This is a genomic window from Mammaliicoccus sp. C-M13 (genome assembly GCF_022386845.1).
In the GTDB taxonomy this organism is placed as follows: Bacteria; Bacillota; Bacilli; order Staphylococcales; family Staphylococcaceae; genus Mammaliicoccus; species Mammaliicoccus lentus.
Map to the genome: position 1 here is coordinate 1 of NZ_JAJNHQ010000013.1, position 17,659 is coordinate 17,659.

Sequence of the window (17,659 nt, forward strand, 5' to 3'; positions counted from 1 at the left end):
TCAAACAGATTTATTTTGTTAATACATTCTAAAAAACCAATGGTTGATTACTTCTAAAGATATTACACATAAATATGGACTTGACTTAAAAGCGTGTCTATTTGGATTAATGAGGAAGAAAATCCAATAAAAGCGTGTCTATTTGGATTAATGAGTTAGAAAATCCAATAAAGGTGTGGTTAGTTGGATTAATGAGTTAGAAAATCCAATAAAGGTGTGGTTAGTTGGATTAATGAGTTAGAAAATCCAATAAAAGCGTGTCTATTTGGATTAATGAGGAAGAAAATCCAATAACAGGGTATTTATTTGGATTAACGAGGTAGAAAATCCAATAACGATGGCTGCACTTCATAAAAAAGCACCTATGTATACGTCGTACTTAATTTTAATCCAATAACAGTATATAAAAATAGCAGTGAAGAATTCCTATAATAATAGGGTTTTCTTCACTGCTTTTATTTATCTATATTTAATCTAATTTCTCGTAATCAATAGGTATCCATAATTGTACTTTAGTACTTTCTTGATCAAAGTTAACATCTAGTGGGTATACTTCAACATAAAAGTCATCATGTAAATAAGGCATTTTTAATTGCCATTGATTTTCAATATGGTGCCATGCTTCACTTACGACGAAATCCAATTCGCCTTGTAAATTAAAAGTAGCAAAATGATGACTAGGTAAGTAATAGTTATCTAAATGCCCTGGATAACGATCACTTGGTACACCGACGAAAACTTCTAAACCATCTAGAAGTGGTCTTCGTATAATAAAAAGTTGATTTGGTTTAACGTCATTATACCTAATAAAATCTTCGACATATTTATTTTCAATTAACATTTCCAATAAATCCGGTACAAGAAAATGGTTATCTAATTCGCTTGCTTGATAATGATAATTTTTACCTACTAAATTTAAATCGTCTTTATATTGTAAAGTATAATTTAAAGGTTCTGTTTCAGTAGCTGTAAGTTTGATAGAGACTCGATTTTTAATTTTAAGCATAGATTGATGTGTCTTTGTTTGTAGTGGGCTGATACCGTGATAAGCATTATAATCATGTGCAAAAGAGTTTGCATCACGATAACCATATTTCATAGCTATATCTAATATCCTTGTGTGTCCACTTAAAATATCCTTGGCCGCTTCGGTCATTCTTCTTGCTGATTGATATTCTAAAGGCGTCATACCTACTATCATAGTAAAAGTTTGGTTTATATGAAAAGGGGATTTATCTACATAATCGCTTAAAGTTTGTAAACTAATATCACTTAACAAATGGTCTTCTATGTAAACAATCACTCTTTGTAAATCTTTAATTACTTCCAAAGTTCAGTCACTCCTGTGGGTAGAAAGATTAATTTATATCGTCCCACCATTTAAATCCATCGACTGACAACAATAATTGACTCTTAATTGGGCCATTTGTGCCAGCTCTATAATTAGGGAATGGGGCTTTATCATTGTCCCATACATTTTGTATTACATCCACATATTTCCATGTAGCTTTTAATTCTTCCCAATGCGTAAAGTTTGTTGCATCACCTTTTAAGCAGTCAAAAATTAAATTCTCATAAGCATCAACTGTGTTCATTTTATCTTGAGCACTCATCGAATAAGAAAGTTGAACAGGTTCTGTTTCAATACCTTGAACTTGTTTTTTAGCATTTAAGTGTAATGATAAACCTTCATTTGGTTGAATGTTAATAACAAGTAAATTAGATTCAAGTTGTGAATCTCTTTGATAATATAAATTCATTGGGACTTCTTTAAATTCTACTACAACTTGTATTCCTTTTTTCTTCATACGTTTACCTGTTCTTATGAAGAATGGTACACCAGCCCATCTGAAATTATCAATTAGTAATTTACCGGCTACAAATGTAGGGGTATTTGAATCATCGGCTACTTTATCTTCTTCGCGATAACTCTTAACTTGTTCTCCGTCTATTTGTCCTCTATCATATTGTCCACGAACAAAGTTTTGCTTAACTTCTGATTCGTCTAAAGGTCTAATAGAGCGAAGGACTTTAACTTTTTCATTTCTGACATCTTCACTATTTAAACTGATAGGGGGTTCCATTGCTAGTAAAGCAACCATTTGTAACATATGGTTTTGGAACATATCTTTTAATGCACCACTGTCTTCATAATATCCACCGCGATCTTCAACGCCGAGTATTTCAGATGAAGTAACTTGAATATTTGATATATATTTATTATTCCACAATGGTTCGAACATCGCATTAGCGAATCTTAAAACTTCTATGTTTTGAACCATATCTTTACCTAAGTAATGGTCGATTCTATATATTTCTTCTTCTTTGAATGAACGTCTTATTTGTTCATTTAAATCTTCAGCAGATGCTAAATCATTACCAAACGGTTTTTCAATGATAAGTCTTTTGAATCCATCTGTTTCTGTTAAACCTGAAGATTTTAGGAAATCTGTAACTGTTCCAAAGAATTGAGGTGCCATTGCTAAGTAAAACAAACGATTTCCTTGTAGTTCATATTTTGAATCTAGGTCATTCGCAAATTCTAAAAGCTCTTGATAACTTGTAGCATCATTAACATCATGGGACTGATAAAATACATGCTCCATAAATTCATCTAATTTGTTTGTGTCTTGAACATGCTTTTGAACAGAAGCTTTAATCTCTGATCTGAACTTTTCATTAGACCAATCTCTACGACCAACACCTATGATTGCAATATGCTCGTCTAGTTGATTTTGTTGATATAAATGAAAAATAGATGGGAAAAGTTTACGGTGACTTAAGTCGCCAGTCGCCCCAAATATTGTAATTAAACATGGTATATTTTTAGTTTCAGTTGCCAATTTGATTACCTCGATTCTCTGACTTTTTTATCTTTATGCAATATCATTTATTATAACATGATACTTCTTGATATTCTTCAATTTGAACTATCAAAATTATAATTGAAATATTACTATACATATTAGTATACTCGAAATTATTTTTTTATAAATATAAATTTAAAAGACGTGTTATAATAATGTCGTTAGGAGGAAGACGATGGAGATTACATTTTTAGGTACAAGTGCTGGTTTACCGACCAAAGAGAGAAATACGCAATCTATTGCCTTTAATTGCCTACCTCAAGAAAATAAAATATGGCTATTTGATGTTGGCGAAGCTACACAACATAGAATATTACATACAGGTATTAAGCTAGGTAAAGTGAGTCATATTTTTATTACACATTTACATGGAGATCATATATTTGGTCTGCCTGGACTATTAACAAGTCGATCTTTCCAAGGTGGAAAAGATAAACCTCTTACGATAGTAGGTCCTAAAGGAATATCTAAATTTATAAATACAGTATTAGAAATTTCTCAATCCCACTTAAATTATCAAATAACGATTAATGAATTTAATACTGATACAGATTTAAACGTCGATGGTTTTCACATAAAAGCTTTACCATTGAAACATGGCATTTTATCAGTCGGATATAGAATTACCGCTCCAGATATAGAAGGTAAGCTAGACGTTAATAAATTGAAAGAACTTGGTATGGAGCCTGGTCCGTTATATCAAGAGGTTAAAGCTAATGAAACCTTTATTTATAACAACCAAACTTATCAGTCTAAAGATTTTAAAGGGCCAAAGAAAAAAGGTAAAGTCATCACAATTTTTGGTGATACGATGCCATGTGAAAATGAATTGATTTTAGCGAAAGATGCAGATGTTATTGTTCATGAAACAACATATATAGAAGGTGATAAGAATCTAGCTAATGATTATTATCATAGCCACATAGATGACGTCTTATCTTTAATGACCGAAGCTAATGTAAAAAGAGCATTGTTCACACATTTATCAAATAGATATGAGATAGAAGAAATCGAAGAAATCGAAGAAGAAATTAACAAAATAACACACCATAAATTTAACTTTGTTAATGACTATGAAACATATCAAGTATAAGCTCTCACGCACATAAAATAATTAAAAACGCCAATTCGTTAGTTAAGTTATGAACTAACGAATTGGCGTTTTTTAAAGTATTATCACTTTAAGATTTATCTTCATCTGCTTCAGCTAATTCTATACTTCTTTTTACAGCAGCATTTAAACAATCAGTGAAAATTGCTTCTATATCGTGATTGCTCAAAGCATTTAATCCTGCTTGTGTCGTTCCACCTTTAGATGTAATGTTTTTACGCAATTGATCCATTTTTAAGTCAGAGCGTTCTATCATTTTACCAGTACCGATGATAAGTTCTTTTATAGATTCTTCTACTTGAGACTGTTCGATACCAAGCTTAGTTCCTGCGTTAACATATTGTTCAAATACGTGATATAAAAATGCGGGGCCGCTACCAGTAATCGCTGTTACTTGGTGTAAATGATCTTCTTTTACTTCTAAAGCAGTTCCAAATGCTTCAATTAACGTTAAAACTTCTTGTTTAGAAGTAGGGCCGAAGTTTGAAGAGAAACTAATACCTGTTACTGAATGACCAACATGAGCATTCGTGTTCGGCATAATTCTAGCGATAGGATTATCATTTTGTAAATGTTCTTTAATATAATTTATAGGTAACCCTGCCATGATAGAGATAAATTTGTTATCTGCATTAATATGAGGTCTAATACGCTCAGCTAATTTTAGAAAGTCATAAGGTTTAGTACTTAAGAAAACATAATCAGCATCTTTTAATAACTCGGCGTCATCATAACTGTAACTGACACCTAATGAATTATGATAGTCTTCTAAAGCTCCTTGATTTGATTTATTTGTTAAAAAAATATTCTCCGGCTCAATTGATTTACTGTTAACAATACCAGTAAAAATTGCGTTAGCCATGTTGCCTGAACCATAAAAAACAATTTTCATTATTAATCACTCACTTCCGTAGGATTTCATTTTCATTATAAAGTAATTAATTTTTATGTCAAAAATGATTCGGTATATATTAATCAATTACTAGAAGGTGTGTTACCATTTATAATAATACATATAAAAAGGTGATAACTATGATAGGTAAACATTTTATTGTAACGGGTGCTACAGGTTCATTAGGAGAAAGTCTAATTCATTATTTAAATTTATACGGCGCAAAAGCTACAATAATAGTTCGTAATAAAGAAAAAGCTCAAATTTTACAAAATAAATATAATAATATTGAAGATACAATCATATTAGATTTAAATAATTCAAATGAAATTATTAATATGGGTAGTTTAAATCATAAATACGATGGCATCATAAATAATGCCGGATTAGGTTATTTTAAATCTAATGATAATCATAGTTTTGAAGATATTATGGCTATATACAACACGAACTTGGTCAACCTAATTTTATTACAAAACATATTGTTGCCAAACATGAAAAGAGGGGCATCAATTGTAAATATTGCGTCTATTTCAGGAAAAGTAACAACGCCGTATGCAAGCCATTACGCCGCTTCTAAAGCAGGTTTAATAAACTTTTCAAACGCCTTAAGATTAGAAAGACCAGATTTACATGTCTTAACGGTAAATCCAGGCCCATTTAAATCGTCATTTCATTTAAAAGCTGATCCATCTGGTTCATACAATGAATCTACTGAATTTCTACAATTGGATATTGATGTTTTAGCAAACCAAATTATTAAAGGTATGATTAATAAAACGATAGAAATAAATGAACCTAAGTGGATGGATATTGGACTTAGATTTTATCAGTTAGCGCCAAGAACAATAGAAAAAATATTTAAAAAAGTTTTTTTAAGTAAGATGTAATAGGTTTTTATAATGAAAACGCCCCATCCGAGAAGTAAAACTAACGGATGAGGCGTTTTATTTTAATAAGAGATATACGTTCATAAGCTAGATTATTAGTTTAAATGATTTGTATATTCTAAGTTCTTAACAATTGATCTTGCATGGTTAATTTGGTCTTCTGAAAGACTTTCATTGTAATGTTGCATATTTGTAATAAGTTGTTCTTTAGAGCTTGCACCTGTGATAATAGAACCTAATGCTTCGAATGATTTTAAATAGTTAAAAGTAACAGCTGAAAGATTATCAAATTCTTCTGCTAACTTTGTTACTGTTTCTGTTAAATCATCTGCATTATATTCTAATAAACCATCTTTGAATTTATTTTCTAAAACTTTATTATATTTATCAGTCAATAAACCTTTAGAAACAGGTCCTCTAGCTAATATTTTAATATCTTTATCGTTGATTCTTTCTGTCAGAGCTTCTGGTCTATTATCTAGAAGGCTAAATTGCATCATAATTGTTTCGATATTACTATTTTCTAAATAATAATCAATGACGTTTGGTCGAATAGAAGAAATACCATATGCTCTTATTAATCCTTGTTCTTTTAACCTTTCAAACGCTTCAATAGTTTCATCTTTGTTATCTTCTATTGTACCGCCGTGTAACATATATAAATCCAACTGTTCTACGTCTAGGCGTTGCAATGTATCTTTAATGCCTTTCATTATATGCTCTTTAGAAGGGTCCCAATGATGTTCTTTTGTTTCTTTATCAAAATGATTACCTACTTTTGAGCCGATAACAATATCACTGTTATTTTGATATTTTTTCAGCAAACTACCAACTATTTTTTCATTTTCACCATAATCGTATAAATCTGCTGTATCAAAATAAGTTATTCCTTGGTTAATTGCTTCGTCAATAATTGTTTCAGCATGTTCAACATCTGTACCTAAACTCATACAACCTAAGCCAACTTCTGATATTTCTATACCACTTTTTAAAGTATTTTTTTGCATATTGAAGCTCCTTTCGCTACACTTTATATATTAAGTTTATCAGATTAATTATTTAAATGAAAAGAGGCACGCTCGAATGAAGTTAACAGAAGATACAATTAGTAAAGAATTAATTTACGAAGGTAAGATTTTTAAAGTAGAAAAACATGAAATCAAATTACCTAATGGTGAAACGAGCTCAAGAGATGTTGTCTTACATAATGGAGCTGTAGCTGTGTTAGCTATAACACCTGAAAAAGAAGTATTAGTCGTAGAACAATTTAGAAAAGCAATGGAAAAAGTTTTAATAGAAATTCCAGCTGGTAAATTGGAGATTGGTGAAGAAAGAAAAAGTGCTGCATTAAGAGAATTAGAAGAAGAAACTGGTTATATTGCAGAAGACTTAGAATTAATAGGTGAAGTATACGGAAGCCCTGGATTCTGTAATGAGAAAATAAGCATCTATTTAGCTGATAATTTATCTGAAGGAAAAATGAAGTTAGATGAAGATGAATTTCTAGATATTAAAAAATATACAATTGAAGAAGTTAAAAATTTATTGTTATCTCAAAAAATTGAAGATGCAAAAACAATGATTGCGTTTCAATATTTATTATTAAATTATAATCATTCTAAATAATACAAAGTTTTCGCTTGCTTTTTTATAAAATTATTGGTAATTTAGTATACGAAATGTTTCTAATTGATAATGATTTTATTTAAGAAAGTAGGTGTCACCGTGGAAGAACGTATTCAACGTGTAAAAGAGCAATTACACAAAGCTTCCTATAAATTAACGCCACAACGAGAAGCAACTGTTAGAGTATTACTTGAGAATGAATCTGATCATTTAAGCGCAGAAGACGTTTATCTTAAAGTAAAAGATAAAGCGCCTGAAATAGGTTTAGCTACTGTTTACCGCACACTTGAATTATTAGCAGAATTAAAAGTAGTCGACAAAATTAATTTTGGGGACGGGGTAGCAAGATTTGATTTAAGGAAAGAAGGAGCGAAGCATTTCCATCATCACATGGTATGTATGGAATGTGGAGCAGTTGATGAAATTGAAGAAGATTTATTAGAAGATGTAGAAAAACGTGTAGAGAAAGAATTCGACTTTAAAATTTTAGATCATAGATTAACTTTTCATGGTATTTGCCATAGATGTAAAAAAGATTAATCTTTTAAGCTGACGTTACTAAAAGGTGTTTAACACAAATTTTAGTGATGTCTTTTTTTATGGTAAAATAAGTTCAACAATGAGGTGAATACATGGAGCAAATTATCAATGAATTTATAGATTTTATTAGATTAGAAAAAGGATTAAGCCAAAATACGATACAATCTTATAATCGTGATTTGTCACAGTATAATGAATATTTGAATGAACATAAAATTAGTCATATAGATAATATAGATCGTATCGTCATACAAAAATATTTCGCGGAATTAAAGAAAGATGGAAAGTCTTCAAAAACAATTGCGAGATTAGCTGCGACAATAAGAAGCTTCCATCAATTCGCAATTAGAGAAAAATACGCAGTAAAAGATCCAACGATATTAATAGAGACCCCAAAATATGAACAAAAATTGCCTGATGTGTTAAGTGAAGAAGAAGTGAATCAACTGCTAACATTTAGTCATATAACAAATGCTAGAGATGAGAGAGATAGAGTAATGTTAGAACTGCTCTATGGTACGGGGGTCAGAGTAACAGAATTAATAGAATTAAAAGTTGAAGATGTTAACCTTACAATGGGCTTTATACGTGTATTTGGTAAAGGAAATAAAGAAAGAATTGTTCCGCTTGGTAAGCATTTAATGGAATTATTGCGTGTTTACATCCAAGAAGTAAGACCTAACCTTTTGAAAAAACAAGTTACAGATATTTTATTTTTAAATGCACGCGGAACTCAATTAACAAGACAAGGTTTTTGGAAAATACTTAAAAAAATTGGACTAGAGAAAGGTATTACTAAAACTTTAACACCACATACATTACGCCACTCATTTGCTACACATTTATTAGAAAACGGTGCAGATTTAAGAGCGGTTCAAGAAATGTTGGGTCATTCAGACATATCTACTACGCAACTTTACACACACATTTCTAAAAAGCAAATACGAGACATGTATTTAAATTATCACCCAAGAGCTAAAAAGGAGAATGAAAATTGAGTAAACAAAATAAAAATAATGAATCTAATAAGTACATAACACTTATTATTTTAGTTGCCTTTATTCTTATATGGGGGAGCGTATACTGGTTATTTATCGTTTAGCATGTCGATTTTCATATGCTAAATTACGACTATTAATAACTTCTGTACGATCTCTTAATAAATGATAGTGTTTAATATAATCTGATATTTGCTCATCATAATTAAATGTAAAATCATCATATGCACTTTCTAGCGCTTGATAACAAGCAGAAGTTAGAGGCAATTGTATATTTTGATATGATTTGTTTTGTTGGATGCGCAATATTTGAGAATTAACAACCGATATATATTGTGTTTTTTCTATTCCTAAATGATCGAATTGGTCATTTAGTTCTGCTATTTGTAAAGATTTTTGGTAAGTTTTAAGTGCACCTTTAACATTTCCGCGGCGATAATGGTAACAAGCCGTTGAAAATAATATTAAACTTACGATTGGGTCATTTTTACTAAATTTATCTTGTTCTTTCCAGTGTTCTTCTAAAATATCGTGACACTCAAAATAATGTCTTAACACATGGAAATGATAATGAAATTCCATAATATTTGTTTCCATCATAAATCCCTCACAGCATAGAATCTTTATACGTAATCATGTTATAATAATTTTTAGGTTTATGCACGTAAAAGGAATAGAAAAGAGGAAGTCTTAAATGTATGAAGTAAAACTCGATGCCTTTGAAGGTCCTTTAGATTTATTACTTCATTTGATACAAAAATACGAAATAGATATTTATGATATTCCAATGAAGGAATTAACAGAGCAATATTTAAGTTATATCCATCAAATGAAAATATTAGAAATAAATGTAGCAAGTGAATATTTAGTAATGGCTTCAGAATTATTAATGATTAAAAGTAAATTATTATTACCAACACCTCCATCCGATATTGATGAATTAGAAGATGACCCTAGGGAAGATTTAGTAAGACAATTGATTGAATATCAAAACTATAAAGAATATGCGCAATTGTTAAATGAAAAGAAAAATGATAGAGAACAAATTTTTGTGAAGAAGCCAGCTGATTTATCGAAATTTGAAGCTGTTCATGATAAACGAGCGCCGTTAGATTTAAATATGACAGATTTAATCATTGCATATCAACGGACTAAAAAGAGACAACGTTTTAATCAGCCACAAAATGTTACAGTTAATGAAGATTCTTATACAATTGAAATGGCAACTTCTAAAATAAGAGAAGAACTTTCAAATAAGAAAAGTTATCATTTTTTCGAAGCGTTACCACCAGATTTATCAATACCGGTATTAGTCACAATGTTTTTAGCAGTATTAGAAATGATGAAATTAAGACAAATTGATGTTTTTCAACAACATCAATTTGGAGAAATAACAATAAATCGAGGCGTCAATTATGTCAGTGAGTAAATTAGGATTATTAGAAGGATTGTTATATTCTTTAGGTGATGAAGGAATTGAAGTTAATCAATTATGTGAGTTATTAGAAATTACACCGTCACAACTTAAAGATTTAGCAAGCGAATATGAGAGAGAAACATTACAAATTATTTTTTATGGTAACAAGTGTATATTAACAGCGAAGACAATTATGCATCCATATTTAGAGCAATTAATGTTGGATAATGTAAACACAAAATTATCACAAGCAGCTTTAGAAACACTTTCGATTATTGCTTATAATCAGCCTGTTACAAGAAGTGATATAGAAGTGATAAGAGGTGTGAATTCTGATGCTTCAGTAAAAACGTTAATTGCTAAAGGTGTAATAGAGTCAAAGCATAATGAACAATCAAGAAGCCAATTGTTATATACAACTGAATACTTTTTAAATGTTTTCGGTTTAACATCTTTAGATGATTTGCCTAAGACAACAAATGATGAAAATGAACAAGAAGAAATGGATTTATTCTTTAGTAGCATGAACGAATCAGAAAATGAGGAGCAATCATAATGAGCGAAGAATTAGAGAGATTACAAAAGGTTATTGCAAAAAGCGGTTATACTTCACGTAGAAAAGCTGAAAAGTTAATAGAAGAAGGTTTAGTGACAGTTAACCATGAACGTGTAACAGAACTTGGTACTAAAGTGAAAGAAACTGATCACATTGAAGTTGAGGGGATTCCTCTTGAAATGCCAGATAAGTTATATATATTATTCCATAAACCAACTAAAGTTATTACAAGCGTTTCTGATGATAAAGGGCGCGCTGTTGTAACAGATTATTTCAAAGATTTAAAAACACGAATTTTTCCTGTTGGAAGATTAGATTACGATACTTCAGGTTTATTAATTCTGACTAATGATGGGGAATTCACAAACTTAATGACTCATCCAAGATATAAAATAAAGAAAAAATATATAGCTAAACTTAAAGGATACCTTTTAAGAGAAGAGGTTAAACAGTTAGAAAAAGGCATTAAGTTAGAAGATGGTATGACTCAACCAGCATTAATAAAAGTTAAGAGTCAAGATAGAGACCGAAATGTTACACATGTAGAAATCACAATAACTGAAGGTAGAAATAGACAAGTTAGAAGAATGTTTAGTCATTTCGGACATGAAGTAACTAAATTATCTAGAGTAGAGTACGGTCCTTTAAATTTAAAAGGTTTAAATGCTGGACAGGGCAGAACCTTGACACCGCATGAGGTTAAAGTATTAAGACATCTAGCGCAAGATGGTAAATAAGCTGAAAACGTTCACAATTATGCCACTAAACTAGTATTTAGTCATGATATACTAAACAAAACACCATAACATATTATATGTATGGTTTTTTATTGTGTTAGGGAGGATTTTTAAATGAAAAGGAAACAAAAGAAAATACTGCAAATTGTTATTACAGCTCTAATATTAATAGCAATCGTTTTTACAGTATGGTCTAGTCTTTCAAAAGATAAAGATAAAGTGGCTCAAGTAGGTGATGATGCGCCGTTGTTCGAGCTAGAAACAGTTGATGGTAAAAAAGTTAACCTTGAAGATTTTAAAGGTAAGGGAGTTTTAATAAACTTTTGGGGAACATGGTGTGAACCATGTAAACGTGAAATGCCTGAGCTAGAAAATCAATATAAAGAATATAAGGATAAAGGCGTAGAAGTAGTAGCTATTCACGTTAGAGACAATCCACAACAAATTAAACAATATTTAAGTTCATTAAAAGAAACACCAACATTTAATGTCGCTATGGATAACGATAATTTAGTTACTGATGCGTACGGTGTGAACCCACTTCCTACAACAATAACAGTTGATAAAGATGGTAAAGTGAAATCAAAACATACTGGTGAACTTTCGAAAAAACAAATCATTAAAGAGATGGAATCGGTCAAAGTGAAGTAGAGGGGGATTAAAGGTGAGTAACAGTAACAAGCAAATCGTTTGTGAGTGTGGGTTCAAAAATCCTGAAGGAACTCAGCTTTGTTTAAACTGTGGTCGATTAATTAACGACGACTACGATAAGAAAAAAACGACAGACGTTATGAGATACGATGGACAAGCCATAAGGTCTAAAACTAAAAACAGAACGTTATTGGATCGCGTTTGGAATTTCTTCGCGTCAATAAAAACAGGGGTCACATTACTAGTTATTACCGTGATTGCAGCATCAATAGGTACGATATTCCCACAAGAATATTTTATCCCAATGAACGTAAATCCCGAACAATATTATTATGAACATTATGGTTCACTAGGTTTACTATACTATAAATTAGGTTTTCATAATTTATACAGTTCATGGTGGTTTTTAATATTACTGGGCTTAGTTGCATTCTCTATCATAACTTCAAGTATAGATAGAGGCCTCCCATTACATAAATCATTAAAAAAACAACGAACTAAGAAGCATATCACTTTCTTTAAACGCCAAAGATTATACATGTCTACTAAAGATAAAGTTGATTTAGATGCATTAGGCAAATCTTTTAATGAAAAAAGATACAAAGTGAAAAGAGATGGCGATAATCTATTGCTCGAAAAAGGTCGTCTATCAAGATACGGGCCATACATTAACCATCTAGGATTAATTATATTATTATTCGGTGCAATGCTCCGCTTCTTACCTGGCTTTTATTTAGATGAGATGGTCTACATTAAAGAAGGTGAAACAAAACCTGTCCCAGGTACAGATAGAGAATATTATATGAAAAACAACGACTTTATCTATGAAGAATACGACCAAAAATCTCAATCAAATACAAATCCTGAATCTATTGATCCAAGTCTAAATAAAATAGCGAAAAATTATGAAACGAAAGCTACTTTATATAAAAATAGTAAACAGGATGTTATCGGCTCAGATGCAAACTTAAAAGAAGTTAAATCAGATTCTATCAAAGTAAACCATCCGTTGACTTACGATAATTTACAGTTTTATCAAAGTAGTTTTGATAATTCATTGCTTAAAGAAATGACATTCAATTTAAAAACGAAAGATGGAAAAGAATTAGGTGAATCATTCACTGTTAATTTGGATAACCCTAAGAAAGAATATAAAGTAGGCAATGACTACACAGTTAAATTACGTAGTTATGCACCAGATTATGAAAAAATAGAAAATGGTGTACTAGCAACGAAAACACCAAATCCAAACAATCCTGCTTTTGTGTTTGAAGTAAATAAAAAAGGTGAGAAACCAGAATTTAGTTTCTTAAGAATTAAAGAGTCTCAAGATATTTCTGAGAATAATCAATATGAAGTAAAATTTGCTAATGCTACTAATCAATGGGCTACAGTATTAGCTGTTAAAAAAGACTTAACGCTTCCTATTCTCTTAACTGGTTTCATCATATTCTTAATTGGTTTAGCAGTTGGTTCGTATATTAACCATAGACGTGTATGGGTTAGCGCTAACGACGGTGAATTTAATATTGCCGGCCATACAAATAAGAACTATTATGGATTTAGTAAAGAAATCAATCAAGTTCTAGACAAACATAATATTCAACATATAGTTGATACAAAAGAAGATTCACATGAAAGCAAGGAGGCAAACAATGGATAAAGATTTAATATTAAATATAAGTAATATCAGTTTATATTCAGCATTTATTTTATATCTTGTTGCAGTTGTGCCATTTTCATTTTCAGTTCGTTCTTCAAAAAAGCGAGCTGAAAAGATTGGTGTAACGTTAACGATAGTAGGATTTGTGTTACAAATCATTTATTTTATAACGAGATGGATAGCAGCAGGACATGCCCCAGTAAGTAATATGTACGAATTCTTGACGATGTTTGGCATTATGATGGTAGGTGGCTTCTTAGTCATTTATTCTATTTATAAAACGCCTGTTCTTGCATTGTTCGTATTACCAATTGCAATGTTGCTTATTGCTTATGCAAGTATGTTCTCAAGAGACGTATCTCCATTAATACCAGCTTTACAATCAAGTTGGTTAGCTATACACGTTATTACGGTAACTATATCTTATGGTATTTTATCTATTAGCTGTGTAGCAGGATTAATATACTTATTAGCAGCAGTAAGTCCAAAAGAAAAATCTATACATAGTTTCTTTGTTGAAGTCATTATGTATTTCGTTGTTATTGTTATTGGATTTATTTTAACGACTGTTGTCATGAAAGATATCGCTGGTTATGATGACACTTATTTCTTTATTGATAAGAATGATAGTAATTCAGTGCAACATTATCATCTTCCAGCTTTTGTTACACAACAAGATAGTTTGCTAGTTGATCATGTGTCCGGTAGTGATTATGAACCTAAAGAGCGTACAGATATATTAAAATGGTCTAAAATTGAACTACCTGCAGTTATTAATGCTCAAAAATTAAACACTGTAATATGGTCTATTGTTATAGGTACAATCCTTTATGGTATACTAAGATTGATTTTCAAAGGTCGAACTTTATTTAGCTTAATAAAACCATTAACCAAACGCGTTAATTTATCGCTTATGGATGAAATAGGTTATCGTTCAGTTATAATCGGTTTCCCGTTATTTGCTTTAGGCGGTATATTATTTGCTAGTATTTGGGCACAGATGGCATGGAGTAGGTATTGGGGTTGGGACCCTAAAGAAGTATGGGCACTCATTACATTCTTGTATTATGCAATATTCCTACACTTAAGATTAGGTAAAGGCTGGGAAGGCAGAAAATCTGCTTGGCTAGCAGTTGGCGGCCTTGCTATCATTCTATTTAATGTAATCGCAGTTAACTTAATCGTAGCAGGATTACATTCTTACGCATAATATTGCTAGACTAGAAAGGAGTTTTGTAAGAATGACAGACCGTATTTTAGTTGTAGACGACGAAGATAGAATTCGTAAATTAGTAACAATGTACCTTGAAAGAGAAGGGTACGAAACAGATGAAGCAGAAAATGGTCAAGTCGCAATCGATAAAGCTTTAAACGAAGATTATGATTGTATTTTACTAGATTTAATGTTGCCAGAATTAGATGGTATTGAAGTATGTAAACGACTAAGAGAAACTAAATCTACACCTATTATTATGCTAACTGCTAAAGGTGAAGAAAATAATAGAGTCGAAGGTTTTGAATCTGGAGCAGATGATTATATTGTAAAACCATTCTCGCCAAGAGAAGTAGTTTTACGAGTTAAAGCTTTATTAAGAAGAACAACTAATCATGCCGTAGTCAATCAATCAAATACTGCTAAAGACCTTATCGTATTCGAAAATCTAGTTATAGATAATGATGCTCATCGTGTATTAGCAGATCAAAAAGAAGTGAACTTAACACCTAAAGAATATGAATTATTATTATATTTAGCGAAATCACCTGATAAAGTATTCGATCGTGAGCAACTCCTTAAAGAAGTATGGCATTATGAATTTTACGGAGACCTACGTACTGTAGATACACACGTAAAAAGATTACGCGAAAAGCTAAATCGTGTATCTGAAGAAGCTGCTCAAATGATTCATACTGTATGGGGTGTTGGATATAAATTTGAGGCGCCTGAATAATGAGACGGCTGAATAGTGTCGTTGTAAAACTGTGGTTATCTATTATATTAATAGTAACGACAGTTTTACTTTTATTAAGTGGTTTTTTAATCACATTTATCCAATCTTACAACACCTCTAATATTGGTGAAAACTTATATAATAATGCAGCTAAAATTGAACGACTAATGCTAAATACACATGAAAAAGATTCCACGATTGATTATGCAAGAGAGCTTGTAGAAGACCCAGCAGGACTCATTATCATTAAAAACAAAAAAGATTTACAAGAAAAATCTGAAGATCCTTTAAAAGGGGTAATGATTAATGAAATAAGAAAAAACCCTTCATTCAACAAAGTATTTCGTAGCAATGAACATGTTTTAAAAGAGATTAAGTTAACTGTTAACGGTGAAGATCATCGTTATATCTTACTAGGTTATCCTTCTCAAGCATTTCAAAGTGATAACGCGGGTATATTTTTATTCCAAGACATCAATTCAATAAAAGAAACGCAAAAAGTGATTACGTTAAGTATATTGATAGCTGCTATCATATTATTGATTGTCAGCACAGTATTTGCATTCTTTCTTTCAACTCGAATTACTAAACCACTTATTCAACTTAAATATGCTGCTTTTAAAGTAGCGAAAGGTCATTACACAGAAAAAGTACCTATTTATACGAGAGATGAAATAGGTGAACTAGGTTTAGCATTTAATAAGATGAGTAAAGATATTAGAAAAAATATAGAAGATGTAAAGTCTAAAAACAATATTCAAGAAAAATTAATCAATTCAATGATTGATGGTGTCATTGGTATCAATGATAAAAATGAAGTTATTATTTCAAACTCAAAAGCGGACGTATTCTTAAATGAGTTAAAAGACTTTGAAAACAAAGATATGAGTGAACAAAGAAATGTTACTTTTAAAGAGAAGAACACTCAATTTTTCGAATATGAATTAGGACATAAATATTATGTCGTAATATCTACTTATATTGAAAGTATTCAAATTGATGGGTCATCAGGTATCGTCATTATCATTAGAGATATGACAGAAGAACATCATATGGATCAAATGAAGAAAGACTTTATAGCAAGTGTCTCACACGAATTAAGAACGCCTATATCTATGTTACAAGGCTATACTGAAGCAATAGTAGATGGTGTTGTAACAGAGAAAAAAGATGTAGATGATTTCTTGTATATTATTTTAGATGAATCGAAAAGATTAAGCCGTCTAGTCAATGAATTATTAGAAGTAGCTAAAATGGACGCAGAAGGTATTAAAGTTTCATTGGCTGACTTTAACATCACGACATTAATTAATAAAATAGATACAAAATTCAAGCCTCAAGCTATTGAAAATAATTTAAAACTTTCAGTTAAGCATGTAGGTGATGGCAACACTTGGTATGGCGATGTTGATAGAATAGAACAAGTCTTAACAAACTTAATAGATAATGCTATTAGGTACACACACGAAGAAGATAGCATCGACGTTATATTTGATGATAGTCTAGAAGACTATGTACAAATCAAGGTTAAAGATACAGGTGTCGGCATTGCAAAAGAGCATTTAGAACAAATATTTGATCGTTTTTATAAAGTGGATACTTCTCGTACGAGAGGTAAGTACGGAACTGGCCTTGGATTATTTATTGTTGAAAAAATAATAGATGCCCATGAAGGTAGTATAGATGTGCAAAGTAAAGAACAAATAGGGACAGAATTTACAATCACTTTACCAAAATAAAATATTTATGAGTTAATTTGATG

The 17,659-nt window shown here is 30.9% G+C and carries 18 protein-coding genes; 13 read left to right on the plus strand and 5 right to left on the minus strand.

Going from position 1 to position 17,659, the window contains the following annotated elements:
* Nucleotides 1-469: 469 nt before the first annotated feature.
* Both LQ615_RS10555 and zwf read right to left on the minus strand, forming a co-directional pair.
* The gene (locus LQ615_RS10555; protein WP_064211255.1) at nucleotides 470-1,330 is read right to left on the minus strand and encodes a helix-turn-helix domain-containing protein; all 861 of its coding nucleotides are present in this window, start codon (nucleotides 1,328-1,330) and stop codon (nucleotides 470-472) included.
* A gap of 28 nt (nucleotides 1,331-1,358) precedes the next feature.
* Entirely contained in the window at nucleotides 1,359-2,843 is a 1,485-nt protein-coding gene (zwf, locus tag LQ615_RS10560) for a glucose-6-phosphate dehydrogenase (protein WP_064211256.1), read from the minus strand.
* A 199-nt stretch (nucleotides 2,844-3,042) separates the two neighbouring features.
* Here zwf and rnz point away from each other — a divergent pair, with 199 nt between their 5' ends.
* Entirely contained in the window at nucleotides 3,043-3,960 is a 918-nt protein-coding gene (gene rnz / locus LQ615_RS10565; RefSeq protein WP_239703853.1) for a ribonuclease Z, read from the plus strand.
* A gap of 88 nt (nucleotides 3,961-4,048) precedes the next feature.
* Here rnz and proC read toward each other — a convergent pair whose 3' ends face one another.
* Nucleotides 4,049-4,870, minus strand: coding sequence for a pyrroline-5-carboxylate reductase (proC, locus tag LQ615_RS10570; RefSeq protein WP_016999132.1), 822 nt, complete (start codon nucleotides 4,868-4,870; stop codon nucleotides 4,049-4,051).
* 140 nt (nucleotides 4,871-5,010) lie between these two features.
* On the opposite strand from proC, the gene LQ615_RS10575 reads away from it, so the two are divergent.
* Nucleotides 5,011-5,760 carry an SDR family NAD(P)-dependent oxidoreductase gene (locus LQ615_RS10575; protein WP_016999133.1) on the plus strand — a complete coding sequence of 250 codons (750 nt, stop codon included), beginning with the start codon at nucleotides 5,011-5,013 and terminating at the stop codon, nucleotides 5,758-5,760.
* A 95-nt stretch (nucleotides 5,761-5,855) separates the two neighbouring features.
* Here LQ615_RS10575 and LQ615_RS10580 read toward each other — a convergent pair whose 3' ends face one another.
* Nucleotides 5,856-6,767, minus strand: a complete 912-nt coding sequence (locus LQ615_RS10580) for an aldo/keto reductase (protein ID WP_239703852.1) — start codon at nucleotides 6,765-6,767, stop codon at nucleotides 5,856-5,858.
* Between the two features lie 76 nt (nucleotides 6,768-6,843).
* On the opposite strand from LQ615_RS10580, the gene LQ615_RS10585 reads away from it, so the two are divergent.
* The 3 genes from LQ615_RS10585 (at nucleotide 6,844) to xerD (ending at nucleotide 8,924) form a co-directional block, all read left to right on the plus strand.
* The gene (locus tag LQ615_RS10585; RefSeq protein WP_016999135.1) at nucleotides 6,844-7,386 is read left to right on the plus strand and encodes an NUDIX hydrolase; all 543 of its coding nucleotides are present in this window, start codon (nucleotides 6,844-6,846) and stop codon (nucleotides 7,384-7,386) included.
* Nucleotides 7,387-7,485: 99 nt separating this feature from the next.
* The gene (fur, locus tag LQ615_RS10590) at nucleotides 7,486-7,926 is read left to right on the plus strand and encodes a ferric iron uptake transcriptional regulator (protein WP_016999136.1); all 441 of its coding nucleotides are present in this window, start codon (nucleotides 7,486-7,488) and stop codon (nucleotides 7,924-7,926) included.
* 92 nt (nucleotides 7,927-8,018) lie between these two features.
* Nucleotides 8,019-8,924 (plus strand): site-specific tyrosine recombinase XerD, encoded by a 906-nt coding sequence (gene xerD, locus LQ615_RS10595; protein ID WP_016999137.1) that lies wholly within the window; start codon nucleotides 8,019-8,021, stop codon nucleotides 8,922-8,924.
* Between the two features lie 93 nt (nucleotides 8,925-9,017).
* Here xerD and LQ615_RS10600 read toward each other — a convergent pair whose 3' ends face one another.
* Complete coding sequence (locus LQ615_RS10600) at nucleotides 9,018-9,524, minus strand: DUF309 domain-containing protein (RefSeq protein WP_228064608.1); 507 nt, start codon at nucleotides 9,522-9,524, stop codon at nucleotides 9,018-9,020.
* Nucleotides 9,525-9,618: 94 nt separating this feature from the next.
* Here LQ615_RS10600 and LQ615_RS10605 point away from each other — a divergent pair, with 94 nt between their 5' ends.
* The 8 genes from LQ615_RS10605 (at nucleotide 9,619) to LQ615_RS10640 (ending at nucleotide 17,636) form a co-directional block, all read left to right on the plus strand.
* On the plus strand, nucleotides 9,619-10,353 hold the full coding sequence (locus tag LQ615_RS10605) for a segregation and condensation protein A (RefSeq protein ID WP_016999140.1): 735 nt from the start codon (nucleotides 9,619-9,621) through the stop codon (nucleotides 10,351-10,353).
* Nucleotides 10,340-10,897, plus strand: a complete 558-nt coding sequence (scpB, locus tag LQ615_RS10610; protein WP_016999141.1) for an SMC-Scp complex subunit ScpB — start codon at nucleotides 10,340-10,342, stop codon at nucleotides 10,895-10,897. The genes LQ615_RS10605 and scpB overlap by 14 nt, the downstream gene beginning before the upstream one ends.
* Complete coding sequence (locus LQ615_RS10615) at nucleotides 10,897-11,634, plus strand: pseudouridine synthase (protein ID WP_016999142.1); 738 nt, start codon at nucleotides 10,897-10,899, stop codon at nucleotides 11,632-11,634. Before scpB ends, LQ615_RS10615 begins: the two co-directional genes overlap by 1 nt.
* A 114-nt stretch (nucleotides 11,635-11,748) precedes the next feature.
* Nucleotides 11,749-12,285 carry a thiol-disulfide oxidoreductase ResA gene (resA, locus tag LQ615_RS10620; RefSeq protein ID WP_016999143.1) on the plus strand — a complete coding sequence of 179 codons (537 nt, stop codon included), beginning with the start codon at nucleotides 11,749-11,751 and terminating at the stop codon, nucleotides 12,283-12,285.
* A 13-nt stretch (nucleotides 12,286-12,298) separates the two neighbouring features.
* Nucleotides 12,299-13,948: a cytochrome c biogenesis protein ResB gene (gene resB / locus LQ615_RS10625; RefSeq protein WP_016999144.1), complete on the plus strand. Its 1,650-nt coding sequence runs from the start codon at nucleotides 12,299-12,301 to the stop codon at nucleotides 13,946-13,948.
* On the plus strand, nucleotides 13,941-15,158 hold the full coding sequence (ccsB, locus tag LQ615_RS10630; protein ID WP_016999145.1) for a c-type cytochrome biogenesis protein CcsB: 1,218 nt from the start codon (nucleotides 13,941-13,943) through the stop codon (nucleotides 15,156-15,158). The genes resB and ccsB overlap by 8 nt, the downstream gene beginning before the upstream one ends.
* Before the next feature lie 31 nt (nucleotides 15,159-15,189).
* Nucleotides 15,190-15,897 carry a response regulator transcription factor gene (locus LQ615_RS10635; RefSeq protein WP_016999146.1) on the plus strand — a complete coding sequence of 236 codons (708 nt, stop codon included), beginning with the start codon at nucleotides 15,190-15,192 and terminating at the stop codon, nucleotides 15,895-15,897.
* Complete coding sequence (locus LQ615_RS10640; RefSeq protein WP_016999147.1) at nucleotides 15,897-17,636, plus strand: ATP-binding protein; 1,740 nt, start codon at nucleotides 15,897-15,899, stop codon at nucleotides 17,634-17,636. The genes LQ615_RS10635 and LQ615_RS10640 overlap by 1 nt, the downstream gene beginning before the upstream one ends.
* Nucleotides 17,637-17,659: the final 23 nt, after the last annotated feature.